We start from the raw sequence: 26,595 nt of genomic DNA on the forward strand, positions 1-26,595 counted from the left end.
TGCTCATTTCTCACCTCGTTTGGAGAATTATCCCCTTTAGAGGTGTCCATAGTCATTGGACCACTACAGTGCCGCCCCGCACAGGGGCAACGCTAATAGACCACTAACAATGCAAGGAAAGGCACCAAAGCCAGAACAAGGAAAGCCCAAAGCCCTAAGAACACTGACAAACAGCCGCCCCGCAGGGAAAAAAACCATAAACCCCAATTTCTATGTGACCATACCCAAACTAGAACCCGCACGGAGTGCAACAAAAAAATGCAACACCCTGACCCACTCCATCCCCTTCGCCCCTTCCTGAAAAACTTCGTGTGGGAACACGGCCACATCGGCACTCGCTACCTCAACTGCGCCACCGGCGAAATCAGCTTCGATGACGGCAAAAAATCCCGTTTCGCAGCAGAAAAATACCTCTACGTCCCGCTCGACAAAGACGCCACCGACGACCCACTAGCCACCGGCCCCGCAACCCAGGACGCCGCCCTCGCCCGCTTCCTCCGCGCCGCGCAACTCGGCAAACCCGAAGAAGCCGGCTCCGCCGCCGAAGTCCAACGCGCCATTCATGATTGTCTCGACCTGGCAATCTTCAGCGCCTATCAGCACGACGCGCTGCAAGCAGTCGACCACTACACCCAAGAAGCAATGTTCGACGACGAAATCCGTGCGGCCCTCGTCGACGATATTCGACGGGTCTACACGCCCATGCGCGAACAACTGGCGCTCTATGACTTCACCGTGCTGCACGGTCTGCCCACGCCGCTTCTCTTCAGCGATTCACCCTTCATCGACTGGCGAGTGCGCGTCAAACCCGCTATGCCGTTCGTCTCGCTGCCCCTCGGACCCTATGCATTGCTGGTCGGCACGCCGTCCGGAAGAACCAGTCGCGCCGCACCCGTAGCGTGGAAAACGGCAGTGTCGATGGGCGTGCTAAAAGATCACAATCGCCTGATGGCCGAGCGCGCCCGTCTGTGGATCGTGGCCACCAGCGATGATCAACTGATCGCCATACAAGATCGCTTCAAGAAAGATGACGCGTAACCCGCTGCAGCGCCCCGCATAGCTTCACGCCTCGCGGTGTGAATGCGCTTCAAGCGCAAGCGAAAAGGCCATGTGGCCGATTTCGATGCCCATGGTATTGATCATGCGCGGCTTATGAAACGCGTCTAGTTGCGCACGTTGCTCAGGGCTGCCGATATCAAGTCGCGCGAGCAGTTCAGCAACGGTTGCATACAGCACGCCAATGTTGCCGTCCTCCACCTTCACCGCAATGCCTAGCGCACCGTTGGCGCCGAGCTGCTTAGTTTGCCGCGAAGCCCGCACGCCGATTGCGTAGCTGCCGTCGGCACCGACCTTGCCAATCAGCGCGCCATCGAACGCGCGCATCAAGGCGGTACAGAAACGCCCCTCGCCTGCTACCCACTCCGGATGCGCGGCCATCGCACGATAGATGCGTGCGAGCGCAGCGGTGCGTGGCGATATGGAAGACGCACTGGACGAAGAGCCCGCAGAGAAAGCCGACACTTCGTCCTCCGCGGCGGCGAGCTTCGCGAACAGTCGGGCGAGTCGGTCGAGGGGGAACGCAGGCGTCGGCAGATTGCAACCGTCGATCGACCACTGCACGGCATCGTCCGGCAAGTCGCACACCTCCGCGACGGTATGCTTCACGCGGACCTGTAGCGGGTGCTCCGGCAATTCATAGTCCCTTACTGCCGCGCCGATAGAGCGCGCCCCGGCCAGCATGCCGGCGTGCTTGCCCGAACAGTTACTGCACACGGCATCCGGTTTGAAATCGCGCTTGAGCCAGTCGACATAAACGGCGTCGGACAGCGGGGGATGGCCGCCGCAACGCAGATCGGCTTCGCTGACCTGCGCCTTGGCCAGCATCTGCCTCGTGCGTTCGATATGGCGCGGCTCGCTGCTGTGCGAAGCGCACATGAGCGCGAGATCCGTTTCGTCGAAACCGAAAAGCTCGAGCGCGCCCGTCTCGACTACCGCCAAAGCCTGTGCCGGTTTTGCCGCTGAGCGCGCCAGCGTGATACGCGACGGATCGCCGAATGAATACAGCAGGCGGCCATCGGCCTGAACTACCGCGACATGGGCGATATGTGTGTTCTCGATCGCTTCGCCGCGATAGACAGTCGCCGCAATCGGCCCGGTTTCACGCAAAGTCATGTTTGTTCTCCTCCTGATCGCGTCGGTCGTCGCGATCGTTATCAATCATGGGGACGCGAGCGATTCTACGTTCGTCTTTCGCTCAATCCAAATCTCCGTTGGCTGGCCATAGTATGCAAGCGAGTTGCACGACGCGTTGGACCGCTGCTTAAGCCGCTTCGTGAATATGCTGGACAAGATAGTCGATGAGCGCCCTCACCTTCGGCGGCAAGAAGCGGTTCGGCGGATACAACAACCACACCGACCCCACGTAAGCGCGCGCTTCGAGATTCCAATCCGGCAGCACCTGCACGAGTTCGCCGCTGAGCAATGCATCCGTGGCGGCAAACTCGGGCAGGTTCGCGATGCCGAAATCCTGCTGCGCGGCTTCGAGTCGCGCGCCCGCATGATTGGCGATGTAACGCCCTTTCACGTCGACGGTTTGCGTCTCCGTGCCGCGGCGAAAGCGCCAGCGGTTGTCGTCGGCGGTTTCGCCGAGGTAGATGCAATCGTGCTTGAGGAGATCGCGCGGTTGCACCGGCGTGCCGTGCTCACGCAAATAAGCCGGCGATGCAACCAGCAGCCAGCGCACGGCCCCCAGCCTACGTCCCGCGAGCCCTTGCGGAGGATGCTCGGTCAGACGGATCACCAGATCGACATCGTCGGCAAGCGGATCTACGTCGTGATCGGTGAACAGCAATTGCAGGTCGACTTCGTCGTAGGCGCGCAGAAAGCCGGGGATCAGCGGATGAATCACGGTCTTCGCGAACGCGGTGGGCGCGCTCACGCGGACTTTGCCTTGCGGCCGCGCCGCCAGTTGCCCGGCGGCATTCACCGCGCCCGATGCCGCGCTCAGCATATCGCGGCAGAAACGCGCCACCTGTGCACCGGATTCAGTGACCCGCACCGTGCGCGTGGACCGTTCGAGCAGGCGTGTCGCCAACGCGTCCTCGAGCCGTTTGATCTGACGGCTGACCGTGGACGGCGTACTGCCGAGCTGACGTGCGGCGACCGAAAAATTGCCGGCATCGACGACGCGCGCGAAAACCGCCATATCCGGCAGCAACGCAAAAAGATCGGTTGGGTTCATCGTCGGGCGCTCGCGGGGTTTGAGTCGATTGATGCATCTGAAACATAAATGCTATGCGCAGCCACCCGATTATCGCCTTACAGGCAAAGTTCGACAATATGCGCTCATCTGCACGAGGTCCGCCATGTCGAAACAAGAACGCCCGCTTCTGCTCTCCGATCTGATGCTGCTAGCGGTTGCCGTGGTGTGGGGCACCAGTTACGGCGTCGTCAAAAGCGCCCTGGTGTTCTATCCAGTTTTGGGTTTGCTCGCGATCCGCTTCGGCATCACCTTCTTGATCCTGTCGCCCGCCTTGCGTCATTTGCGCGCCGCCGATGCCCGCACGCTGCGCGGCGTGCTGATCGCGGGCGCCTTGCTGCTCGGTATCTTTCTCTGCGAGACGTTCGGCATTCTGCTGACGCGCGCGGCCAATGCAGCGTTTCTGATCAGCTTATGTGTGGTGCTGACGCCGCTCGTCGAATGGTGGCTGCTCAAGCGCAAGCCGACTCGCATCGAATGGGCGGCGGTCGCGCTTTCGCTATTCGGCGCCTGGCTGCTAGCGGGGGATGGCGCGCTGAGTTTCAATCCCGGCGACGCGCTGATTCTGCTCGCCGCGTTGCTGCGCGCGCTGAACGTGTGCGTGACTAAACGTGTGATGAGCGACTCCGCGTTGCCACCTTTGTCGGTGACGGCGGTTCAGTCGGGCGTGGTGGCATTTGGCAGCGCGGCGGTAGCGGTGCTGTTTGTGCCGCAACAGTGGCAACCGCTGCCGTCGCTTGCCGGGCATGCTGTGTTCTGGGGCTACATCGGCTATCTGGTGGTCGCGTGTACGTTGTTCGCGTTCTTCGCACAGAACTTCGCAATCAAACGCAGCAGCCCGACGCGCGTGTCGTTGCTGATGGGCAGCGAGCCCGCCTTCGGTGCGCTGTTCGCCTGCATCTGGTTAGGTGAACGGATTTCGACGGCGGCATGGATCGGCGGTGCGTTGATCGTCGCGGCATCGATTCTCGCGACGGTGCGATGGACCGCGTTACGTGTGAGCGCAGCAGAAGCTTAGAGATTTTCCGAGGCCCGCGCCGATCGCTGCACACCGAGCACCATGCCGCCCACCGGCCGCATGAAAAAGCCTACGCCGAACGTCGCGACGGCGAGTAGCAACGAGGTCAGTTCATTGCCGGTCGGAAAGAACAGCTTGGCGATGATCACCGCGAAAAAACTATAGACGGTGAAGTCGAACCACTCGAGCCCGTTGCCGAGCACAGTGGCGACAATCGCGCGGCGCCGCTGCTGCGCGAGCGAATCCACGGATATCGCGACGTTGGATGAAAGCGTTCCTTGCATGGTCTCTTTCCTTATCAGGCTGCTTGTGCCGCTATTGATGCGGCTGCTGCGTGGCTACGGGTCGGGCGAGCGTTTGCCAGCAAGGCGGCGTGTCGGAATCGAACGGCGCCTCTGCATGCATAACGCCGATCGTAGAGAGACCTGATTTGTTTTCGAAACGAAAGATTCGCATGCACGCATGCGCGTAGCGCATGCGAAAAGTGGTCAAGCGCTGGGCGCGTTGCTCGTCTCCGCGAGTGCTTGCCCACTTGCCTGAGCCTCTGCCTGCTCGAAAAGCCAGCGCGTAAAGAGGCGCGCCGCCTGGTTCTCCGCGCGGTCGTTTGGCGACACGACGTAGTAGCCGCCACCGTGGCTCGCCGATGCTCGCGTGGCGCGCACCAGCAGCCCCTCGTTCAGACACGCATCGATCATGTGACGCCAGCCGAGCGCAACGCCCTGGCCGAGAATCGCCATCTGCACGAGTTGCGGATAGTGATTGATGACGACCGACTGTGGCGAGCCAGGCATCTGCACATTGTTAAGCCGGAACCATTCGGGCCACGACATCCATTGCCGCTGGCCGTCTTCCTGCATCAGCAATGTTTCATGCGCGAGATCGGCGGGCTCCAGCACGCGGCCGGCGAGATATCCGGGTGAACATATCGGGTACACGTCTTCGTCGAAAATGCGGCGTGCCGTGAAATGCGGCTCGGCATGCTGGCGAATGTAGTACAGACCCACGTCGAATTCCGCAGGCGACAAAGATGCGAGCCCGTCGCGCACGATCATCCGGATCTTCACGTTAGGATGGGCGGCGCGAAACGCACCGAGGCGAGGTGTAAGCCACAACACCGCCACGCCCGACGAACACGCGATCGTCAACTCCAGATCGCCGTATCGCTTCATCACGTCGAGTGTGGCTTCCGAGCAATTGGCAAGCAGCCACTGCACATGCTTCGCGTAACGTTCGCCGGCGATCGTCAACCGTAGCGCGCGATGCTCGCGCACGAAGAGCGAGCGGCCGAGGAAGTCTTCGAGTTGCGCGATCTGGCGGCTGACAGCGCTTTGCGTCAGATGCAGTTCTACGGCCGCTTTAGTGAAGCTGGCATGGCGTACGGCCGACTCGAACGCGATCAGGCATTGAAGCGGGGGTAAAGGGGCGATCCGCATGATGAAGGTGGCCGAGTGAGGTTGCCACCATCATAGCGGGTCGAAGCACACGTCGAATCACGCGTGCGATGCAGCGCGCAATTGCAGGGTTTCGGCCTCCAACGTTGCGATCAATGAATTGGCGCCAACGCTTCTTCCGGCTCCAGCGAGCGTGTGTTCTTGAGTTCCGGAAAGAATCGCATCCACAGCAGAGCGACGGCAATCGTTGCGATGCCGCCCACCAGTACGGCCGATTGCGCGCCCCACCACCCTGCCGTCACACCGGATTCGAACTCACCCAGTTGATTCGATGTCCCGATGAAAAGCGAATTGACCGCACTGACGCGACCCAGCATTTCGTCCGGCGTACGCAGTTGTACGAGCGACAGACGCACCACCACGCTGATGGTGTCCGATGCGCCCAGCACCATGAGCGCGAAGAGCGACAGCAAGAATTGATGCGACAAACCGAACACCACAGTCGCCGCGCCGAACGCAATCACGCCGCCGAACATCGCAGCGCCAGGCCGGTTGCGTAGCGGAAAATGTGCGAGCCAGATGGTGCCCGCGAGCGCGCCGATGGCGGTGCCTGAGCGCAGTAGGCCGAGACCGAGCGGCCCGGCATGCAGGATGTCGCGCGCAAAAACCGGCAACAGCGCTGTCGCCCCGCCGAACAACACAGCGAAAAGGTCGAGCGATAGTGCACCGAGTATCACGGGCTCTTTGCGAATGAAAGCGATACCCGAGAACACGGACTCAAGCGTCACTGGTGCGCGGCTCGCCAGCTTGGCCTGCAACGGAATGGCCCACACAGTGGCAGCGGCGGCCGCGAATGACAGCGTGCACGCGAGGTAGGCCACGCCCGGACCGACACCGTACAACAGGCCGCCCAATGCCGGACCTGCGATCTGGGCGGTTTGATTTGCGGAGGTGGCCCATGCCGTCGCTTTGGGCAATTGCCCGCGTGGCACGACGCCCGGCAACAACGATGCAACCGCAGGCGATTCGAAGGCGCGGGCCGCGCCCACGCATGCGGCCAGCACATAGATGACCGGCGCGCTGATCCAGCCGCCGAAGGTGCCGAAGGCGAACAACAATGCAGCGACGCTTTCGAGGCTTTGACAGATGGCCGCAATCCGGCGACGGTCGTAACGGTCGGCGACGTGGCCGACCACGAGCGTCAGCACGAACATCGGCAAAAATTGGGCGAGGCCGACTAGGCCCAGTGCGAAGGCGCTATGCGTGAGTGCGTAGATGTGCCAGCCCATGGCCACGGCGAGCATCTGGAACGACAGCGATGAAAGGATACGGGTACACCAGAAACGCTGGAATGCGGGGTGTTTTGGCAGACTGAAGTTAGGGTCGCCGGCGGGGTCGGCTGGGGGTATGGGCATTGGTGTCTTGCTCTCGACTAGGCTAGCTGGGGCGGCAGGTAGTTTAGAGCAAGTTTGTTTATTTTGTTTTTATGGGTATGCGGGGGATTTTTAGGTGCGGCGTTCGGCGTTCGGCATTCGGGAGCGAGCCTGGTCGAGGCTCATCTGTAGATGGTGGGGTGCGCTACCACGCTCAGTTCACGGGCCTAGTTTCGTGGCCGATTGATAGCAAGTCAAACTCAATGAGCGCTTGTGGAGCATGCGAGTACATCGCCGGTCGGTCAGGCTAAGCATGTTCTCATGCCGGCCAATCTGAACGATGCCCGCGTGCGGTCGTAAGGAGCTTTCTGTCGCGTACTCAGCGAATGAAGAAAATCACCTGATAGTCGATTTGTGGGTCGATAAAACAAAAAGCCGTTGAATCTCTTTAGATTCAACGGCTTCTCATTCAATTCGTGGCGGAGAGACGGTCCGCATACGACGAGTATTCATAAGTTTGCAAGAGTATCTCTATCGCCTCAAAAGCCACGCCACATAAGGCTCTTAAGTATTCTTGAGTTCGCATGAGTGTGCTACCATCTATTCATAAAGTGTGGGTAGGAACGTGGGTAGCATAATAAGGCGGAACAATGGCGCGACCAATCAAGAAGCTGTCGGCAATCAAAGTTCGACAGGAAAAAACACCGGGCTACTACAGCGACGGCGGCGGCCTATACCTTCAAATTAGCCCCAGCGGTTCTAAATCGTGGATTTTTCGGTACGCACGGAACAAGAAATCTCACGAAATTGGCCTCGGCTCTTATTTAAATGTCTCGCTGGAATCAGCCAGGGAAAAGGCCGAGGGGATGCGGCGCGCTTTGGGTAATGGCGATGATCCGCTGGCCATGCGCCAGTCAGAGCGGGCGAAGATCGCGGCGAAAATGACTTTCACGGAGTGTTCAAGCGCCTACATTGAGGCGCACAAACACGGGTGGAAGAACGAAAAGCATGCGGACCAATGGGCCAACACGCTGGCAACGTATGCTGCGCCACTCATCGGCAAGAAAGACATTGCCCTGGTTGACACTCACGATGTCACGCGCGTACTTGAGCCGATCTGGACCACGAAGAACGAAACTGCGTCACGAGTTCGCGGGCGGCTCGAAAAGGTGCTGGCATGGGCTACTACTCGCGGTCTGCGTAGCGGCGAAAATCCAGCCCGATGGAAAGGCCATCTAGACACTCTGCTCGCCAAACCCAGCGCGGTGCAGAACGAAGAACACCATGCAGCGCTGCCCTATGACGAAATTGGCGCATTTATGGACGGTCTTCGCGGCATGCACGGCGTGGCGGCTCGCGCGCTGGAATTCTGCATCCTCAACGCATCGCGAACTGCGGAAATCATCGGTGCACAGTGGAGCGAGATGGACCTGGATGCCAAGCTGTGGATCGTGCCGGCCGAGCGCATGAAGATGAAGAAGGAACACCGTGTGCCGTTAGGCAAGCGTGCGATCTCTATCTTGAAGGAAATGCAAGCGGCACGCCACGGCGATTTCGTATTTCCCGGTATGCGTGAAGGCACCGGCCTTTCTAACATGAGCCTGCTCGCAGTCTTGAAGCGCATGGAGCGCCCTAACCTGACTGTGCACGGATTTCGCTCGACGTTCCGCGATTGGGCCGCCGAGTGCACAAATTTTCCGCGCGAACTAGCTGAGAAAGCTCTTGCTCACGCCGTCCGCAGCGAGGTTGAAGCCGCCTATCAACGCGGTGACTTGCTGGCGAAGCGCGGCAAGATGATGGACGCTTGGGCCGCATACTGTGCGAAGAAACGCGAAGACGGTACCGTGATACCGATTCATCTTCAAGCCTGATTTTCGATTCGAAGCCCGCCCACGCGGGCTTTTCTGTATTCGCTTGCTCTCACCCAAAGCCCTCATGTGGAATGCGAAAACCCCCACGTGGAGAATGTCTGCATAGGTATTCAAAATCCGACACACACCAACGAAACTTCGGATACACACGATGCAAACACAACAGCAACCGACGAAGATCATCCGCATTGCAACCGTGCTTGAGCGGACCGGATTATCAAAGCCTTTTATCTACCAAATGATCCGGCGCGGCGAATTTCCGGCATCGATTCGGCTGTCTCCACGCTACGCAGGATGGGTGGAACAAGAAGTAAACGATTGGTTGAATCAGCGTATCGCAGCCGCTCGCGGCCAATAAAAAAGGGAGCACCACAAGCATGGCACTCCCTCAAGAAAAACAACCTACCGTCGAAAATTTTAAAGCGTGGGCTGCTGCGACACAAGTGCGGCGCCAAGCGCTGGAAGCAGCTATCCGCGATGACGCGCGAGAGAACGTCGTTCGCTTCGTGATGCGCGAAATGCGAAAAGGTTACTCCCTGGATGAAGCTGGCGATATGTTTCTGAAAATCGCCAGGTGCCCGCCGCGTCGCCCGGAAGCGTTTATCCAAGCTGCCCGCAATACACTAGCAGAAATGGGCTGGACCCCGAAGCGGGAGCGCGCATGACGGGAAAAGCAGCAACTGGCGGCGTCCTAGCGAATCCGTGGCAGGCAGTTCAGCACCTCGCTGCTGTGGGCGTCAACGTGCATCCGAACGGACGCGGCGAAGCGATTGGAACGGTCTCTAACGTCCGCGAGGTTCTAGAGAAGCATCCGCGTTTCGCGGGGCACTTCTGGCACGATACGTTCCACCAGGAACGATTCACCACATGGGACAGCGACATGCCGCGACGCTGGGCAGACGTGGACCGCATCGCAATCGCGGACGTACTGCAAGGCGAAATGGGGCTGGTCAAGTTTACGCCTGATATGGTGGAACAGGCTGTGATGGTTCTGGCGATGAAGAACCAACGCGACGACCTGAAAACTTGGCTGCAATCGCTTCGCTGGGATGGTGTACAGCGCCTAGATTCCTGGCTGACGACAGCCGCTGGTGCGCCGCATGACGAATACCATATCGCCGTCGCTCGAAATTTCCTGATTTCAATGGTTGCACGCGGCGTCGCCCCGGGTTGCAAGGTCGACACTATGCCTGTGTTCGAAGGCACCCAGGGAAAAGGCAAGTCGACTCTGCTGGCTGTTCTCGGCGGCCCGTTCTATGCCGAACTGACGGACCCATTGGAAAGCAAAGACTTCTTTGTCTCGATCCAGGGCAAGTGGTTAGTTGAGGTTGCCGAACTGGACGCGTTTCGCAAGTCGGACATTACGCGAATCAAGCAGGTTCTTAGCGCGCCGAGCGACAGATTCCGGCCACCATACGCCAAACATTCCATCGACGCTCCTAGGCGTACCGTATTCGCAGGCACGACGAACGAAAGCGACTATCTGCGCGACGCCACGGGCGCACGTAGATTCTGGCCGGTCGCTGTCGGCAAGATTGATAATGGCTGGCTGACCCGGAACCGCGACCAGCTATTCGCAGAAGCCGTGGAACTTTACACGGCCCATGCGACGTGGTGGGAAGTCCCGGAACACGCGCACCGCCAGCAAACCGAAGAACGGCGCGAAGATGACGCCTGGGAATCGGCAATCTCCGACTACTGCCTGAGCCGCAGCGAAATCATAGTGCGCGAAGTATTGCGCGACGCCATCGGGCTGGAAATCGCCAAGCAAGGCAAGACTGAGCAGATGCGGGCGGGAAAGATTCTTCGCGCGCTAGGCCTGGAGCGTAAGACCATCCGACGTGGAGGCCAACTCATCAAGGCGTGGGTCCGAGTGACGCCAGAACCTGACACCCCGTTTTAACGCATACCCGCTTCGGCGGGTTTTTTGTTCCCAGCTTGTTACCGCCTTCGCCACCACGTGGTAACGCCGAAAACCGCACCGCATAAGGGCTGTTACCTTGTTACCTCTGTTACCACCACAAATTAAAGAAAACCTATATTGGGATATGTAGAGGGAAAAGATTGCATCGCATGTTTTTGAGGTAACAGTGGGAACACTTCCCGCAAACCCAATACACACAAGAATCACCACGTAACCACCCCGATTTCGGCAGGTGGAAACATGGCAACGCCAAACTCGACAAAATGCGTTTAAACGCAAAAGGCCTTTGCGAGCAAAAAACGTAAATTAGAGATAAAACTCTAAAAATATATTCCACATTAAAATCAATAGATTACGCGACACAAATTGAATAAATGTTTCCATAATAAAACATCATGTTTCCATAGGTAAATAGTGCTAACTATCTTATTTTTATGCCGCTAGATACGATTCGTGTCACCAAACGATATCTAGAGTGCTTCAAATGTCAGAGAGACTTAGCGACGTAGTTTTGGCTGCCCTAACGCAGCAGGTAGCCGGTGAAATGGAACACATTCTGGTTAGCCGGATTCACGCCATGGGCATTGCTACTGAAACGGCGGGGCTGAGTACCGACTCCGCGAACGAATTGCGACGTGTCGTGCGTCGCATCATCGGTGAAGCAGCCATGCAATATCGTGACGCAGGCGGGAGCGACGATGCAAACGTCTGATGCCACGAAGAAGCATCTTGCTAACCGTGATGCGCTCGGCAAACGGCACATGCAGATGCTGCGTGATGTACGGCGCGGTGATGTGTTCGCCTGGATGACATGCGGTTGCATTGTTGCTGCCGAGGCGTTCTCTAGTGGTGTGAGCGAATGGCGGCGCAGCGTGAACTATGCAACGCCGCGTGGCATTGCACCGACCGAAGGGAAAGGGTTTGCGTACGCGCTGACACGACACGGCGTAACAGCATAGCCGTTGCCTCAGAAGCCCTAGCGTGCTGCCAAGACCCCTCCCCCTACATGGGTCCTTCCTGAGGGGTGGTGCATGCGGGGTACAAAGCACCGCGTGAATAAAAATCTGAGAGGATTTTTAAAACAGCGACTACGACTATATTCACCAAGGTAAACATTTGACAACAAAGACGAAAGTCCATTTCCAGAAGTAGTTTTAATATCTTCATAAACGACAAAATAAGGACCAGAAATGTTGAAAAACGCTACGAGTCACGCGATTGCTGGTAACAACCCGGCCTATGCCTGCACCGCTGAAAGGATGGCCGTGCTGTTCGGCATATCCGAGGAGAAAATCCGTTCTTATGCGCGGGCTGGCATGCTGCCGCGCCTGGCTGATGGGAAACACGATTGCGTGTGGCTCCTCAACCTTGCCATCGGTCAACAAATCGCGGATGGCCAGCAAGTCTCGCTAACAGTTCCCGCAACAGTCGTGCTGGGCTGGCTGGATTCCATCGGAGACGACCTTGAAAATGAAGACGTTCGCGCCTTCATCGCTGTATTCAAGCGCAACGGATTCACTCACAGCGATTTCCAATCTGCTCTCGACGCAGCGCTCCATTTTTGTGACTCGCGGATGGCATCCCGTTAGCCACGCACAAAACCCCCACGTGGAACATGTATGAGTGATTCTGAATAATTCAGATGAACACACACAATTTTGGATTACTAATAAATGACCATCGAAGAACTGAATTCCATCGTGGCCGATGCCAAGGCCGGAAAAGTAGTTTCGCCGCAACTGAACGCAGCCGATCTGGCCACTGCAATGCGCCAATCCCCAGCCGCCCTGAGTGAAATCAAGGCCAAAGGTGCCCCGGTTAGTCTGGACGGCACCACCGATCTGTTCGCAGTGTTCGAATGGCTCCTTGCGCAGAACCATTGCGTGATGAATCACTACCTTGGCTGTGCCGATGAAGTTCTGCGCACGCAATGGTCCGTTTCCCGCAAAGCCTGAGCCAGACATGAACAAACTTATTGAGCTTTTCCAGCGCGCCAAGGTGGAGCAAGGCAATATCCGGTTTTTCACGCCGAACGGCGATCTGCGGGCTACCCACAAGGGTAGTTCCTCTGTTCGCGGCCTGATCGACCTGAACGGCGACACATTGCCGAAGATTCAAAAAGCGGACGGCACGCTGAAGCGCGCGCCGAGCGGCACACCGGCTGTGGAGAACCTGAAAATCGACGCAGCTATCCTGCGCCAGTCGCTGGTGGCGCAGGCGGGTGCCGAAATCATCATCTACAAGGACCCGGCGCAGGCCATTTCTACGGGTCTAGAGGGTGACGTGGTGATGGCGAGCAAACCGGCTTACTTCGAAACCTTCGAGGCCGCGCCGTTTGCGTTGGTGGCAGACGGCGACGAAGTGACCGTTACGCCGCTGCCGATCAATCGCGCGACCATTCACGTGGATGCAACGGGCGGCCTGCAAACCGACACGGGCATTTACGGCCTGCGCTTCGAGTTCAGCCGCGCCACCCTGAAAAGCTATCCGTCGATTGAAGACGCGATCATGCACGCGATTGTGCAGGGCTTGGCTCGCACGGCTGACGCAGTGCTGACGGCCGGAATTATCGCTGCCACTCCGGCTGCGTTTAGCTTGGCTGCCGCTGCTGCCGCTGGCGTTCGCATGAGCGAGCTTCGCGCGCTGGTCGGTACATCGGGCCACGGTGCGACCATCGACAATAACGGCGTGCTGCGCGCCGCTGGCATCACGGCCGAACTGACGCCCGATATGGCTGTCACCGTCATTGGTTCCTTCGCACGTTCTGCCGTGATGATTCGCAGCGACGTGGACGTAATTGTGGATCGTACAAACATCAACGGCACGCTGGCCGTGACGGCATGGGCAGGGCTTCAGGCATTAGTGCCGGATGCAACACGCTTCTGGACGGTGGAGGCGTAATGGCACTGCACATTATTGGGCGCTGCAGCAATTGCAAGTCTCTAACCAGCCGCGTTACCGCCCCCAACGGGGACGATAACGATGACAAGCAAGACAGACGCGTCCATCAGTGTCGTGGCTGCGCCGCGAAAGGACTGAAGCCCGCAGAGCGCGAAACAAAGAAAAAGAAACCCGGCACCGAACTACCCCGCCACATCGAAGACGCCCTGGCAGGTGCTCGTTACGTTCTGCGCTCTTCTGACGAAAGCGGCTTTCCGCGCGTAGTAGCGACCATCCCGGCATTCGGCTCGATCATGCTGGGCGGCGAAGGCGGCGAGGACATAGTGGCTCGCATTGAGCGCGTATGGCCTACCCTGAGTGAAATTCAAGTTCGCCGGGTCGTCAGGTACATCGACGCGAGTGCGGTAGCTGCCATTCGTGCGGCTACCGAACGCCCCGGTCGCCCGAAAAAGCGCTGGCTTACGGACTACTAAAAGGGCTATCACATGCAAACAAACACTTTCGAAGCAACGGCCGTGAAAGAACGATTTACGGTAGTCGCGGAGCGGGATTTGCTGGCGGCCATCGCAGCTCACAAGCAACGGATCGAACAGCAAACCGGCCTTCGGGTCACGCTGAGTCAAGCGGCGGCCGGTCTGTTACGTCGCGGGCTGGAAGTGGCCAGCCAAGCATAACCATTTCTTGCCCGGTTGGCCCTGTTTGCCGAGGCGTGGTGTGGCGGGCAAATCACATCGAATTGGCTCCCCTTCGCGCGGAAACCGTCGCCGGTGATAACGGTGTACTCTATTCTAACGTCTACGTGCCACTATGGGGGCACACTCAGCGTCGCAAGGTGAACTATGGATGAGCTAGATGAACTATTTCGGCGAACCGAACGAGGAGACGATCCCGAAAGTTTGAGGCGAGATATCGCTCAAGTAATCAGAAATCGCCTAGACGGTTATCGGGACACCTTGGGCTACTGGGAAAAACTCTATCTGGCAGGATCGATCGCAGACTTAACGCAGAGCCGGGAGTCGCGCAACCCTCAGTTTTGGTTCCGTTTCTCGTTGCGAAGCATCTGGAAGGCTGCGGTTCCTACAGATGAAAGGAACGAGAACTACACCCCGCATGATAAAGCGGTCGAGAACTTAACCTACCAGCAACTCGTTGAGGAGCTTGAGCAATTCGCGTAATGGTGGCAGCGCGCTCCTTCGGAGCGCGGCACCGTGCGGTGCCGCGCTTGCCTAAGTCTATTTAATGACTAGGCGAGGAACGCCAATGCTGACACACGAACTCGGTCCGACCATATCGGATGCGAGTGTACGCGGTCACAAAGACGTCCTTGAAGGCGCTGGATGGAGCCATGTCCGATCCCTCCCGTAAGGAAGCCAAGACAATTGTCATCACAGCACGCCATCTATTTGATACAATGACGTTTCCTATAGCTGTGCGGCATCCGGTGTGTCCTTATCACCTTGCCAAAGCCCTGTGCGTCAACACAGGGGGTTACCGGTAGTAAGAAGCCCAGATCATTTGCCTCGTCAAAGGCTGATCTGGGCTTTTTTTTTGCATCTACGCGTCTCGCGTAGAACACCTTCTTACACCAGTTCCGCTACTGTACGCCCGCGCCTATCTGGTTGTCAACGTCTTATCAGATGAACAACTGAACTTTCGAGTTCTTGAGTTCAGCATGAACTGGGCGTATAGTTCACTGAACGATTGGAGGACTTTATGAACGATACTGCTGACGCGCGCAAAACCAAAGAGCGAAGCCCAAATTTCCCTTTCATTCCTTTGGAGCCTGCACTGCAAAGGGCACAAGTGCTTTATTCGCACGAGCGACGCGGCAGCGCCCCCGCTGCAGCGGTGGCGAAACACTGGGGTTATACCGAGTCAAGCAGCGCTTTTAAGCAGACCGTTGCAGCATTGAAAAGCTACGGTCTATTGATCGACGAAGGCGGTTCCAGCGGGCGAATGGTTCGACTTACAGAAACCGCGCTTCGGATATTGCTTGATCAGCGACCCGACACGGAAGAGAAAGCCTCTTTCATACGCAACGCAGCGCTGAATCCGGCAGTGGCCAGCGAAGTATTCAAACGTTGGCCCGATGGACTTCCGTCCGAACACACCCTAAGTCACTATCTGATGTTCGATCGCGGCTTCCAGGAAGAGACAGCCATGCGCGTGGTCAAAATTCTCCGGCTAAACGACGCATTCGCGAATATCTCGCACGGTGCAGAACCCTATTACGGTACCGATGCGCCTATCGAGGAGCAATTCGGTGCTCCATTGGCCCAAACTCAGCCCGAAAATGACATTGCACGAGTTGTACCGACGCCGATGCGCCCCTCACCCGAACCTGTCGCGTACACCCAATCGGCGCGAAGCGAAAAAATCATCGACCCAAATGATTTGGACGTCACTATTAACTTCAGTGGGGAACCGACGCAAGAGACCTATGAATTCCTTGCGGACTATATCGAACTGCGCTTAAAGCAGTTTCAAAGAAAAGCGGCACGTAGCGCGGTGACTTCTGCGCATGAACCAGGAAACGATCTAGCGTAGTGTGGACGATGTGCCACGGCGCGCTCGCTGAACGTGGTTTGATGCAACGTTGCATGTGTCGGAGATTGACTACCCTACGCGACCGCGCAAACGGTAACGGGCACCGCGCGGGTGCCCGTAATCAGTGAATGAATTTCAATGCAAGAATCATTGCGCCCGAAACCAGTAGTTGCGACGTAACCAAGTGATACTTGGTCCGTCTCAACGCTCGAGTCAGCTCTGCTGCGGTAACCGCTAGTTCAGCCATAAACACCTCCAGCCCGTTCTTATTGGATTGTAGCCAATCCACGAGAACACGCCGAAGCACTACCAGCGCCGTCGAAATAGAACGTGGGTGGAAGTGTGGGTAGAAATTATTGCAAAAGAAAAAGCCCTTGAAATCAAGGGCTTAGAATACTTCCTGGCGGAGAGACGGGGATTCGAACCCCGGATAGGTTATTAACCTATACACGCTTTCCAGGCGTGCGACTTAAACCGCTCATCCATCTCTCCGGCGGGGAGCCGAATTATAGCAAACTTCGGGCCCTGCGCCAGACCCATGCGCAAACCGGCTTAAGGATGCCGGATGTAGTCCACCAGCGCCCTCGTATAGGCGTCCGGTTTCCGGTCCACGAGGCTCACCCCGATCGCAACCAGAAACCCCGCGGGCACGCCGAACACGCCCGAACTGATCGGCTCGATCCCGAACCACCGCGCGCCAGCAAAGCCCGTCATCTGCGTGAAGAATGGATACGTCGACACGATGTAGTAGATGCACACCACCAGCCCCGCCACCATACCCGCCACGGCCCCAAGCCGCGTGGTCCGCTTCCAGAACACCCCCAGCACCAGCACAGGAAACAGACTCGAAGCCGCCAGCGAAAACGCCGCGCCCACCAGAAACAGAATATTCCCCGTATTCAACGAAGCCACATACGAAGCGAACAACGCCACCCCCAGCAACAAAATCTTGGAGATCGTCACGCGCCGCTGGCTCGATGCCGTCGGATCGACCATGTGGTAGTAGACGTCGTGCGATAACGCGTTGGCGATGGTCAGCAGCAAACCGTCCGCAGTCGAGAGCGCCGCGGCCAACGCACCGGCCGCGATCAGTCCGGACATCACATACGGCAGCCCCGCGATCTCGGGCGCGGCGAGCACCACCATATCCGGCTGCATCTGGATCTCGCTCCAGCGCACGATACCGTCGCCGTTCGTGTCAGCAAGACTGATCAGACTCGGCTCGACCCTACGCCACTGCGTAAGCCACTGCGGTAAATCGGAAAAGTGATGGCCCACCAGGTTGGTTAGCATCTCGTACTTGATCAGCACTGCCAGCACAGGCACCGTCAAATAGAACAACGCGACGAAGAACAGCGTCCAGCCGACCGAGCGTCGTGCGGACGCCACCGAGGTCGTCGTGTTGTAGCGCGTCAGGATGTGCGGCAGGCTCGCGGTACCAAGCGAGAGACACAGCAGCAGCGACAGAAAATTGCGCTCGTGGGTACGCCTGTCTTCTTCGGTCGTGACGGGAAACGGCTCGTGCATCGGCACCGGCGCGGCCGCGCGCATCAGCATTTCGTCACGGCGCTGGGTCCAGACGATCTGCGCGGCCGCGGCATCGCGCGGAAATTGTTCGAGCGCCCGCTCGCGTTCCTTGATCTCACGCAGCGGGCCATTGTGGCGCCGTAAGTCCGCGACTTCCTGCATGAGGCGCAGCTTCTCGTCGACGAACGATTGCGGCAACGTGTCGAGCCGCATCTGCATCAACTCGGCGCGCCGCCGATAGTCGTCGCGTACGGTCTGCTCGAGCGGCGCGTCGCGCACCTGCTTCTCCAGACCTTCGACGCGCTCCATCAAGCGCCCGTAGTTGAACTGCGGCACCCAGCCGAGACCATCTTTATGCGCGATCATCGACACGGGAATCAGAATCGCCGCGATCAGGATGATGTATTGCGCGACCTGGGTCCACGTCACCGCACGCATGCCGCCCAGAAACGAACACACGAGAATGCCCGCGAGTCCGCAGAATATGCCGACGGCGAAATCCACGCCGATAAACCGCGTCGCGATCAAGCCGACGCCCTGAATCTGCGCAACCAGATAAACGAACGAACAGAGAATCGCCGCTAACGCAGCGAGTCCACGCACCGCGTTGCTCGAAAAGCGCGTGCCGAGAAAGTCGGGAATCGTATAGCGCGCGAGTTTGCGCACATATGGCGCCAGCAGGAACGCGACGAGGCAATAGCCGCCGGTCCACCCCATCAGATACGCAAGACCGTCATATCCGGTCGCATAGATCGACCCGGCGAGGCCGATGAACGATGCGGCAGACAACCAGTCGGCCGCAGTCGCCATGCCGTTGAAGACGGACGGCACGCGCCGTCCGGCTACGTAGTATTCGACGAGGTCAGACGTGCGCGACAGCAACCCGATGACTGCATACACCGCGATCGGTACGAACAGGAACACATAGCCGATCCATACGCCGGGACCGGTGGTCCGCTCGATGCGCCACATCACATAGATGAAAAGCAGGAAACCGAGCGTATAGAGCGCGTATGAGCGGATCAGCCGGTTCGTGAGCTTCATCGGCTCAGCTTCCGCGCGCAGCGGGCGCGGTGGAATCGGCACTGGCGTTGGCACCGTCACCAGCACTGGCATCCGCATCGAAAGCGCGTTGCAGACGGCGGTCGGCGCGCTGCATCAGCAGGATATAAACGACGATCAACGCCACGTAGATCAGAATCGCCCCTTGCGCACCGAAGTAGAACGGCAACCGGAAGCCGATGAAGCGCACCTGGTCCAACGCCGGCGCCACCAGCGGCAAAACGAACGACACCACGAAGCCCAAGGTCATCAACGTCGCGATCAACGCGAGATTGAAGCGCCAGTATTTCCGATGCGCGCGCGCCATCGCTGCCGAGACCGGAGGGGGTTCGGGTGCGGGATTGAGCGTAGCGTGAGAGGTGTGGTGTGGCGCAGCCATGCGCCTATGTATCAAAAAGCCACCGGGCAGGCAATCGGGATTGTCCGCGCGGTGGCTTTAACTGCCTGACCTAAGTGATCGATACCTGGGTCCAGCGAAGGGCATATCGTTCGACACACCCTTGCTGCAAACCCAGGCAAACCTAAGCTCAGAGCGACTCGCCGAGTTGATCGAGAATCGCCGGGTTCTCCAGCGTCGAGACGTCCTGGGTGATTTCCTCGCCCTTCGCGAGCGAGCGCAACAAGCGGCGCATGATTTTGCCCGAACGCGTCTTCGGCAGGTTCTCACCGAAGCGGATGTCCTTCGGCTTGGCGATCGGACCGATCTCCTTGGCGACCCAGGCGCGCAGTTCGTTGGCGAGCTTCACTGCTTCTTCGCCTTCAGGACGCGCGCGCTTGAGCACCACGAATGCGCACACAGCTTCGCCGGTGGTCGCATCAGGACGGCCCACCACGGCCGCTTCCGCCACGATCGGGTTCGACACGAGCGCCGATTCGATCTCCATCGTACCGAGGCGGTGACCAGACACGTTGAGCACATCGTCGATGCGACCCATGATCGTGAAGTAGCCGGTTTCCTTGTCGCGCACCGCGCCATCGCCGGCGAGATACAGCGTGCCACCGAGTTCTTCAGGGAAGTAGCTCTTCTTGTAGCGGTCCGGATCGCCCCACACGTTGCGCAGCATCGATGGCCATGGACGCTTCACCACCAGAATGCCGCCCTGTCCGTTCGGCACGTCCTGACCGGTTTCATCGACCACGGCCGCCATGATGCCCGGCAACGGCAGCGTGCACGAACCCGGCACCAGAGGTGTGGCACCCGGCAGCGGCGTGATCATGTGGCCGCCCGTTTCGGTTTGCCACCACGTATCGACGATCGGGCAACGGCCGCCGCCGACGTTCTCGTGATACCACACCCACGCTTCGGGATTGATCGGCTCGCCGACCGTGCCGATGATGCGCAGCGTCGACAGGTCGTAGCTCTTCGGATGCACTTTCGCGTCCGCTTCGGCGGCCTTGATCAGCGAGCGGATCGCAGTCGGCGCGGTATAGAACAACGTGACCTTGTGCTTGGCGATCATGTCCCAGAAGCGGCCGGCGTTCGGATAGGTCGGCACGCCTTCGAACACGACCTGCGTGCCGCCAAGCGTCAACGGACCATACGTGATGTAGCTATGGCCGGTGATCCAGCCGATGTCGGCGGTACACCAGAACACATCCGTGGGCCTCCAGTCGAACGTCCACTTCATGGTCTGCGCGGCCCACAGCAGATAGCCGCCGGTGCTGTGCTGCACGCCCTTCGGCTTGCCGGTCGAACCCGATGTGTACAGGATGAAAAGCGGATGCTCGGCGCCGACCCACTCGGGCGCGCATTGATCCGATTCAGCCTGCGTGAGTTCGTGCATCCACAGATCGCGGCTTTCGTCCCATGCGATCTTGCCGCCGGTGCGCTTGTAGACGATCACGCTCTTCACTGCGTCACAGCCGCCCATGGCAATGGCTTCGTCGGCGATATTCTTTAGCGGCAATGCTTTGCCGCCGCGCATTTGTTCGTCGGAGGTGACGAGCGCGACGGCGCCCACGTCGACCAGCCGCTCATTGAGCGACTTCGACGAAAAGCCGCCGAACACGACCGAATGCGTTGCACCGATCCGCGCACATGCTTGCATCGCGACGATGCCTTCGATCGACATCGGCATATAGATCACGACGCGATCGCCCTTCTTCACACCGCGTTTTTTCAGCGCGTTCGCAAAGCGCGACACACGTTGCAGCAGATCCTGATAGGTGACGTTGGTGACGGTGCCGTCGTCGGCTTCGAAGATGATCGCGACGCGCTCGCCATTGCCGGCTTCGACGTGACGGTCGATGCTGTTATACGACGCGTTCAGCTGGCCGTCTTCGAACCATGTGTAGAAAGGCGCATTCGATTCGTCGAGCACTTTGCTGAAAGGCTTGTTCCAGCTAAGCGTCTCGCGAGCGAGGCGCCCCCAGAAACCTTCGTAATCGCGCTCCGCTTCGGCGGCAAGCGCCCGGTACGCATCCATACCGGAGATCGACGCGCCAGCCGCTGCTTCAGCGGAGGGCGGGAAAACACGGTGTTCCTGAAGAACCGATTCAATCGCAGACATCGACAACCCCTTGGTGAAGATGAAACGTAAAACCTGTGCCGGCGCGCCTGTGGCTCGCCATGTCATGATGCCGCCGCCATTCGTGATCACTCGTGATCGATAGGCCGCGCGCTGTCTCCATCCCTCGCGCAACAATCACCGATCGCTGCGCCGCGGCCCGTTCACCTTTCACTTTCATCTATGCCGCACCGCAACATAAATGAATGGCTGGCGTTCCGCTCTCATGCTTAAACATAAACTTTGCAACTTACCGGCCACTTACGCGCGGTGCATCGCGTGACGGGCGAAAACCCTTACGCGGTTCAGACTGGTCACGCACGGCATGCTACGCGTTACGGTCCGTTCATGCGTGCTGATCGACATGCCGATACAAGCGATCCATGCCGAAATCGGGTCCACGGGGAGCATCACTTGCGCCCCACCGGCACTTCGCCTTTATGCTGGCTCACACGCCCTCTTACAATGCTAACTGAACTAGCCGTGTGGATTCCAGCTTGAATCGCTACTCCCTGCGTCTCATTACCTCGCCTGTGTGATGCGCGACGGCAGGGATCGGCCGGCGAGCCTGAAGGTCAAGCGATGCCGCCGGTGGCCTCGTGAGCACCGCACTGCCCGCCGCGGCGCAGCAAATTCACCCGACGCTGTACAATAGCGCGCCTGACGCGAGCTTTTCCGGCCTCCCCTGGCCGCGTACCGCGCCGTCTGCGCCTCGTTTGCGTGCTTGATCCGCGCGTCTGGTTTGCGCTTCGGGTCAGCGCATTTGGTTCGTGTTCCGTCACCTGCGTTTCATCTGACTCTTGCCTATGTCTGCTCCGCGCCCCGACTCAGCCCGTCAGCGCCGCCCGCTGCGCCCGCTCCCCGCCCTCATCTTCATGAGCCGCTGGCTGCAAGTGCCGCTCTACCTCGGCCTGATCGTCGCGCAAGGCGTGTACGTCGTCCTGTTCCTGAAAGAAGTCTGGCATCTGGTCAGCGCGTCCATGACGCTCGACGAAACCAACATCATGCTGGTGGTGCTCGGCCTGATCGACGTGGTGATGATCTCGAACCTGCTGATCATGGTGATCATCGGCGGGTATGAAACCTTCGTGTCGCGCCTGGGCGTTGAGGGTCATCCGGACGAACCGGAATGGCTCGACCACGTGAACGCCGGCGTACTGAAGGTCAAACTGTCGATGGCGCTGATCAGCATCTCGTCGATCCATCTGTTGAAGACCTTCATCAGCCCCGACCAGAATTCGACGCACACCATCATGTGGCAGGTCATCATCCACGTCGCGTTCCTCCTCTCGGCAGTGGTGATGGCGCTGGTCGACCGCCTGACCACGCATACGCATCCAAAACATTTTCAGGAACCCGTCGGCATACAGCCGCTGGGTTCTAACGGTTCCACTCCCCTGAAGGCGCACGACTGACCGCACTGCCCTGCGAGTCTGATAACAAGCGCCATTGTCCCCACTGAGCTAGCCATCATGACCGTCATCAAACAGGAAGATCTGATTCAGAGCATTGCTGATTCGCTTCAGTACATCAGCTATTACCACCCGCTCGATTACATCCAGGCCTTGGGCCGCGCTTACGAGCTCGAAGAGAGCCCCGCCGCGAAGGACGCGATCGCGCAGATTCTCACCAACAGCCGCATGTGCGCCGAAGGCAAACGCCCGATCTGCCAGGACACCGGCATCGTCACGGTGTTCGTGAAGGTCGGCATGGACGTGCGTTGGGACGGTGCGACGATGGGCGTCACCGAAATGATCAACGAAGGCGTGCGCCGCGGTTATCTGAACCCGGACAACGTGCTGCGCGCATCGATCGTGAGCCCGCCGGAAGGCGCGCGCAAGAACACGAAAGACAACACGCCGGCCGTGATCCACTACGAGATCGTGCCGGGCGACAAGGTCGACGTGCAGGTTGCGGCGAAGGGCGGCGGCTCGGAAAACAAGTCGAAGTTCGCAATGCTGAACCCGTCGGACTCGATCGTCGACTGGATTCTGAAGACCGTGCCGACCATGGGCGCAGGCTGGTGCCCGCCGGGCATGCTCGGCATCGGCATCGGCGGCACCGCTGAGAAAGCGATGGTGATGGCGAAGGAATCGCTGATGGATCCGATCGACATTCAGGACGTGATCGCACGCGGCCCGCAGGACTGGATCGAAGAACTGCGCGTCGAACTGCACGAGAAGGTCAACGCGCTCGGTATCGGTGCACAAGGTCTTGGTGGTCTGGCTACGGTCCTCGACGTCAAGATCATGGCCGCGCCGACGCACGCGGCGAGCAAGCCGATCGCAATCATCCCGAACTGCGCAGCGACCCGTCACGCGCACTTCACGCTCGATGGTTCGGGCGTAGCGAAGCTCGAAGCGCCGTCGCTCGACGCATGGCCGAAAGTGCAGTGGGAACCGGACACGGAAAAGAGCCAGCGCGTCGATCTGAACACGCTGACGCCGGAAGAAGTCGCAGCATGGAAGCCGGGCCAGACGCTGCTGCTGTCGGGCAAGATGTTGACGGGCCGCGACGCGGCACATAAGCGCATCGCCGACATGCTCGCGAAGGGCGAAAAGCTGCCGGTCGACTTCACGAATCGCGTGATCTATTACGTCGGCCCGGTCGATCCGGTGCGTGACGAAGCCGTCGGCCCGGCAGGCCCGACCACCGCCACGCGGATGGACAAGTTCACCGAGACGATGTTGTCGCAAACCGGTCTTATTTCGATGATCGGCAAAGCCGAGCGTGGCCCGGTTGCGATCGAGGCGATCAAGAAGCACAAGGCCGCGTATCTGATGGCCGTGGGCGGCGCCGCTTACCTCGTGTCGAAAGCAATTCGCAGCGCGAAGGTTCTCGCGTTCGAAGACCTCGGCATGGAAGCCATCTACGAGTTCGACGTGCAGGATATGCCGGTGACAGTCGCCGTCGATTCGAACGGCACCTCGGTGCACCAGACTGGCCCGAAGGAATGGCAAGCCAAGATTGGCAAGATTCCAGTCGCGACGGTTTGATCAGCGTTTGATCGGCGGTAACAGCTGGAAAGTAGAAGCCGGGGCCTCGAACCCCGGCTTTTTTATGATGAAATGAGAACGGTACGCATCACGCACAAAACCTTGCAAATCAAGGCAAAAAACTGTTTTTTTGCCTTGGCTTTTTGCCCTTCGGCGTTTATTGTTCTGGGAAATTCAAGTCTCTAATAAGGAAACCCCATGCAAGGCGACAAGAAAGTTATCGAGTATCTGAACTCCCAGCTCAAGAACGAGCTCACCGCCATCAATCAGTACTTCCTGCACGCGCGGATGTACAAGCACTGGGGACTCGAGAAACTCGGCAAGCATGAATACGACGAATCGATCGGCGAAATGAAGCACGCCGACTGGTTGATCGAACGCATTTTCATGCTCGACGGTCTGCCTAACCTGCAAGACCTGCACAAGCTGCTGATCGGCGAAGAAACCAAAGAAATCCTCGAGTGCGATCTGAAGCTCGAACAGATTTCGCAAAGCACCTGCAAAGAAGCCATCGCGTACTGCGAATCCGTGCGTGATTTCATCTCGCGCGAAATCTTCGTGAAGATTCTCGACGACACCGAAGAACACATCGACTGGCTTGAAACGCAACTGGACCTGATCGACAAGGTCGGCATCCAGAACTACCAGCAAACCGCAATGGGTTCGATCGAGTCCTGATCGGACCACGTTGGAACGGCCCGCGCGAGCGGTATACTTGCGCACTTCCCCGTTTTCGTGAGTTTGCCGTGACCGCTGTGCCGCGCGTGTCCTCATCGCCTATGACCGCAGAATCGCCGTCCTCAAGTGCCAGGGTTGCCACCTCAGGTGGCGGTTCGCGAGCGCCGGTCGGCATATTCGACTCGGGTCTGGGCGGTTTGTCGGTGCTGCGGGCGGTCCGGGCGCAACTGCCCGGCGAGGCGCTCATCTATGTCGCCGACTCGCTCTACGCCCCCTACGGCGAACGCGACGACGACTTCATCGCCGACCGCACCCTTGCAATCGGGCAATGGCTCGCCAGCCAGGGCGCGAAGGCGCTGGTGGTCGCATGCAACACGGCGACCGCGCAGTCGATCGCACTGGTCCGCGAAAAGCTGGCAATTCCGCTGGTGGGAGTCGAGCCCGGCATCAAACCGGCCGCGCTGCAGTCGAAAACACGCGTAGCCGGCGTGCTCGCCACCCAGGTCACCTTGCGCAGCGCCCGCTTTCAGGGGCTGCTGGAGCGCTACGCCGCCGATTGCCGTTTTCTTTGCCAGCCGGGCCACGGGCTCGTGCAGGCAGTGGAACGCTGCGACGTAGACTCCGCCGAACTGCGCGCGCTGCTGCGCAGCTACCTGCAGCCCATGCTGGATGCCGGCGCCGACACTCTGGTGCTCGGCTGCACCCACTATCCGTTTCTCGATGCGGCGATCCGCGATATCGTCGGCGACCGGCTCATGCTGATCGATACGAGCGTGGCCATTGCGCGTCAGCTGGAGCGGGTACTCGACCAGCACGGATTGCGCGCCGCCCCGGAAGGCGCCGGCGCTGTTCTGCCCCGCTTTTATTCGACCAGCGACGGCACCCATCAGCAACAGCTCGCCGCGACCCTTCTGCAAATCGACGCCGCAGTCGACCAGGTTGTAATCCCGTCGCGCCGCACAGCAGCGTCGGATTCCCAAGCCGCATAAAACCTCTCGCTAGCGCGTTTTCGCGCCGCCGCGTGGCCTTTTTGCGCGCTTTTTAGCCGTTTTCGCCCCTTCTCCGCCGCTTGCCCGGACGCCCGTTCCTTAGGCGAAACCCTTCTAAGAGTCTGGTTTTGTTACAAAAAATCATGCAGGACGCTTGCCAAACCGGCCAATCAAAATGATAATAGTTCGCATTAACGTTAGCTATGACGCCCTGCCATGATTGTCTGTGTCTGCAAGTCTGTTTCTGACCGAAAGATCCGTGCCTCGATCGCGGATGGCGTCGATTCGTTCGACGAACTCCAGTTCGAACTCGGCGTCGCTTCCTGCTGTGGCAAGTGCGCGGATTCCGTGCGCGGCGTCATGATGGAAAGCGGCGTGTGCGCGAGCCGCTGCGGCTTCGATCATCACTCGCAGGCTATCCCGCTGACGTTTTACGAACGCAAGGCCGCCTGAATCGCGGCTTGAGGGCGCGGCGCCACGCGGCGCGCCTTGGGTGTTCACTGCCTCACTGCTTCATGCTCAGTTTCTAAGCGCGGTTTCACGCGCTGCTTC

At 59.0% G+C, this 26,595-nt stretch carries 27 protein-coding genes, 1 tRNA gene and 1 pseudogene; 20 read left to right on the forward strand and 9 right to left on the reverse strand.

What is annotated here, in order from left to right; all coding sequences use genetic code 11:
• Positions 1-258 precede the first annotated feature (258 nt).
• Complete coding sequence (locus KHO30_RS37765; RefSeq protein WP_211703959.1) at positions 259-1,038, forward strand: hypothetical protein; 780 nt, start codon at positions 259-261, stop codon at positions 1,036-1,038.
• A gap of 24 nt (positions 1,039-1,062) precedes the next feature.
• Here the strand turns inward: KHO30_RS37765 and KHO30_RS37770 are convergent, their stop codons facing one another.
• Both KHO30_RS37770 and KHO30_RS37775 read right to left on the reverse strand, forming a co-directional pair.
• Complete coding sequence (locus KHO30_RS37770) at positions 1,063-2,172, reverse strand: asparaginase (protein ID WP_211703960.1); 1,110 nt, start codon at positions 2,170-2,172, stop codon at positions 1,063-1,065.
• A gap of 148 nt (positions 2,173-2,320) precedes the next feature.
• The gene (locus tag KHO30_RS37775) at positions 2,321-3,241 is read right to left on the reverse strand and encodes a LysR family transcriptional regulator (protein WP_211703961.1); all 921 of its coding nucleotides are present in this window, start codon (positions 3,239-3,241) and stop codon (positions 2,321-2,323) included.
• A 124-nt stretch (positions 3,242-3,365) separates the two neighbouring features.
• On the opposite strand from KHO30_RS37775, the gene KHO30_RS37780 reads away from it, so the two are divergent.
• Entirely contained in the window at positions 3,366-4,277 is a 912-nt protein-coding gene (locus KHO30_RS37780; protein WP_211703962.1) for a DMT family transporter, read from the forward strand.
• Between the two features lie 29 nt (positions 4,278-4,306).
• Here KHO30_RS37780 and KHO30_RS37785 read toward each other — a convergent pair.
• The 3 genes and pseudogenes from KHO30_RS37785 to KHO30_RS37795 all read right to left on the reverse strand — a co-directional run.
• Positions 4,307-4,561, reverse strand: a pseudogene (locus KHO30_RS37785) (MFS transporter); the annotation flags it as partial.
• 204 nt (positions 4,562-4,765) lie between these two features.
• Positions 4,766-5,710, reverse strand: coding sequence for a LysR substrate-binding domain-containing protein (locus tag KHO30_RS37790; RefSeq protein WP_211703963.1), 945 nt, complete (start codon positions 5,708-5,710; stop codon positions 4,766-4,768).
• A 110-nt stretch (positions 5,711-5,820) separates the two neighbouring features.
• Positions 5,821-7,083, reverse strand: a complete 1,263-nt coding sequence (locus KHO30_RS37795) for an MFS transporter (protein WP_211703964.1) — start codon at positions 7,081-7,083, stop codon at positions 5,821-5,823.
• A gap of 608 nt (positions 7,084-7,691) precedes the next feature.
• On the opposite strand from KHO30_RS37795, the gene KHO30_RS37800 reads away from it, so the two are divergent.
• The 13 genes from KHO30_RS37800 (at position 7,692) to KHO30_RS37860 (ending at position 16,284) form a co-directional block, all read left to right on the forward strand.
• Positions 7,692-8,912 carry a tyrosine-type recombinase/integrase gene (locus KHO30_RS37800; RefSeq protein WP_211703965.1) on the forward strand — a complete coding sequence of 407 codons (1,221 nt, stop codon included), beginning with the start codon at positions 7,692-7,694 and terminating at the stop codon, positions 8,910-8,912.
• Positions 8,913-9,063: 151 nt separating this feature from the next.
• Positions 9,064-9,270 (forward strand): helix-turn-helix transcriptional regulator, encoded by a 207-nt coding sequence (locus KHO30_RS37805; RefSeq protein ID WP_211703966.1) that lies wholly within the window; start codon positions 9,064-9,066, stop codon positions 9,268-9,270.
• Between the two features lie 19 nt (positions 9,271-9,289).
• Positions 9,290-9,577, forward strand: coding sequence for a hypothetical protein (locus tag KHO30_RS37810; protein ID WP_211703967.1), 288 nt, complete (start codon positions 9,290-9,292; stop codon positions 9,575-9,577).
• Positions 9,574-10,815, forward strand: a complete 1,242-nt coding sequence (locus KHO30_RS37815; protein ID WP_211703968.1) for a virulence-associated E family protein — start codon at positions 9,574-9,576, stop codon at positions 10,813-10,815. The genes KHO30_RS37810 and KHO30_RS37815 overlap by 4 nt, the downstream gene beginning before the upstream one ends.
• A gap of 565 nt (positions 10,816-11,380) precedes the next feature.
• Positions 11,381-11,548, forward strand: coding sequence for a hypothetical protein (locus KHO30_RS37820; RefSeq protein WP_211703969.1), 168 nt, complete (start codon positions 11,381-11,383; stop codon positions 11,546-11,548).
• Positions 11,535-11,795 carry a hypothetical protein gene (locus KHO30_RS37825; protein ID WP_211703970.1) on the forward strand — a complete coding sequence of 87 codons (261 nt, stop codon included), beginning with the start codon at positions 11,535-11,537 and terminating at the stop codon, positions 11,793-11,795. Before KHO30_RS37820 ends, KHO30_RS37825 begins: the two co-directional genes overlap by 14 nt.
• A 231-nt stretch (positions 11,796-12,026) precedes the next feature.
• Entirely contained in the window at positions 12,027-12,425 is a 399-nt protein-coding gene (locus tag KHO30_RS37830) for a hypothetical protein (protein ID WP_211703971.1), read from the forward strand.
• 84 nt (positions 12,426-12,509) lie between these two features.
• A complete protein-coding gene (locus tag KHO30_RS37835; protein ID WP_211703972.1) occupies positions 12,510-12,791 on the forward strand; it encodes a hypothetical protein in 282 nt (93 codons plus the stop codon).
• Between the two features lie 7 nt (positions 12,792-12,798).
• Positions 12,799-13,737 (forward strand): hypothetical protein, encoded by a 939-nt coding sequence (locus tag KHO30_RS37840; RefSeq protein ID WP_211703973.1) that lies wholly within the window; start codon positions 12,799-12,801, stop codon positions 13,735-13,737.
• Entirely contained in the window at positions 13,737-14,210 is a 474-nt protein-coding gene (locus tag KHO30_RS37845; RefSeq protein WP_211703974.1) for a hypothetical protein, read from the forward strand. Before KHO30_RS37840 ends, KHO30_RS37845 begins: the two co-directional genes overlap by 1 nt.
• A 12-nt stretch (positions 14,211-14,222) precedes the next feature.
• Complete coding sequence (locus KHO30_RS37850) at positions 14,223-14,411, forward strand: hypothetical protein (RefSeq protein WP_211703975.1); 189 nt, start codon at positions 14,223-14,225, stop codon at positions 14,409-14,411.
• Between the two features lie 165 nt (positions 14,412-14,576).
• Entirely contained in the window at positions 14,577-14,912 is a 336-nt protein-coding gene (locus KHO30_RS37855; RefSeq protein WP_211703976.1) for a hypothetical protein, read from the forward strand.
• Between the two features lie 538 nt (positions 14,913-15,450).
• Complete coding sequence (locus KHO30_RS37860; protein ID WP_211703977.1) at positions 15,451-16,284, forward strand: hypothetical protein; 834 nt, start codon at positions 15,451-15,453, stop codon at positions 16,282-16,284.
• Between the two features lie 401 nt (positions 16,285-16,685).
• Here KHO30_RS37860 and KHO30_RS37865 read toward each other — a convergent pair.
• From KHO30_RS37865 to acs, 4 genes are all read right to left on the reverse strand, one after another.
• Positions 16,686-16,776: transfer RNA gene (locus KHO30_RS37865), tRNA-Ser, on the reverse strand.
• Positions 16,777-16,836: 60 nt separating this feature from the next.
• The gene (locus KHO30_RS37870; RefSeq protein ID WP_200620849.1) at positions 16,837-18,855 is read right to left on the reverse strand and encodes a sodium:solute symporter family protein; all 2,019 of its coding nucleotides are present in this window, start codon (positions 18,853-18,855) and stop codon (positions 16,837-16,839) included.
• 4 nt (positions 18,856-18,859) lie between these two features.
• Positions 18,860-19,252, reverse strand: coding sequence for a DUF4212 domain-containing protein (locus KHO30_RS37875; RefSeq protein WP_200653547.1), 393 nt, complete (start codon positions 19,250-19,252; stop codon positions 18,860-18,862).
• Positions 19,253-19,400: 148 nt separating this feature from the next.
• The gene (acs, locus tag KHO30_RS37880) at positions 19,401-21,383 is read right to left on the reverse strand and encodes an acetate--CoA ligase (RefSeq protein WP_200653549.1); all 1,983 of its coding nucleotides are present in this window, start codon (positions 21,381-21,383) and stop codon (positions 19,401-19,403) included.
• Positions 21,384-22,186: 803 nt separating this feature from the next.
• Between acs and KHO30_RS37885 the strand changes: the two genes are divergently transcribed.
• From KHO30_RS37885 to KHO30_RS37905, 5 genes are all read left to right on the forward strand, one after another.
• Positions 22,187-22,795 carry a TIGR00645 family protein gene (locus tag KHO30_RS37885; protein WP_200620848.1) on the forward strand — a complete coding sequence of 203 codons (609 nt, stop codon included), beginning with the start codon at positions 22,187-22,189 and terminating at the stop codon, positions 22,793-22,795.
• A 57-nt stretch (positions 22,796-22,852) separates the two neighbouring features.
• Positions 22,853-24,376 carry a fumarate hydratase gene (locus KHO30_RS37890; RefSeq protein WP_154565531.1) on the forward strand — a complete coding sequence of 508 codons (1,524 nt, stop codon included), beginning with the start codon at positions 22,853-22,855 and terminating at the stop codon, positions 24,374-24,376.
• Positions 24,377-24,574: 198 nt separating this feature from the next.
• Entirely contained in the window at positions 24,575-25,054 is a 480-nt protein-coding gene (gene bfr / locus KHO30_RS37895) for a bacterioferritin (RefSeq protein WP_054042121.1), read from the forward strand.
• Between the two features lie 101 nt (positions 25,055-25,155).
• Positions 25,156-26,043 carry a glutamate racemase gene (murI, locus tag KHO30_RS37900; protein ID WP_211703978.1) on the forward strand — a complete coding sequence of 296 codons (888 nt, stop codon included), beginning with the start codon at positions 25,156-25,158 and terminating at the stop codon, positions 26,041-26,043.
• A 216-nt stretch (positions 26,044-26,259) separates the two neighbouring features.
• Positions 26,260-26,496 (forward strand): (2Fe-2S)-binding protein, encoded by a 237-nt coding sequence (locus KHO30_RS37905; protein ID WP_054042125.1) that lies wholly within the window; start codon positions 26,260-26,262, stop codon positions 26,494-26,496.
• Positions 26,497-26,595 lie beyond the last annotated feature (99 nt).

This window comes from Paraburkholderia aspalathi (assembly GCF_905220735.1).
Classification (GTDB): domain Bacteria; phylum Pseudomonadota; class Gammaproteobacteria; order Burkholderiales; family Burkholderiaceae; genus Paraburkholderia; species Paraburkholderia aspalathi.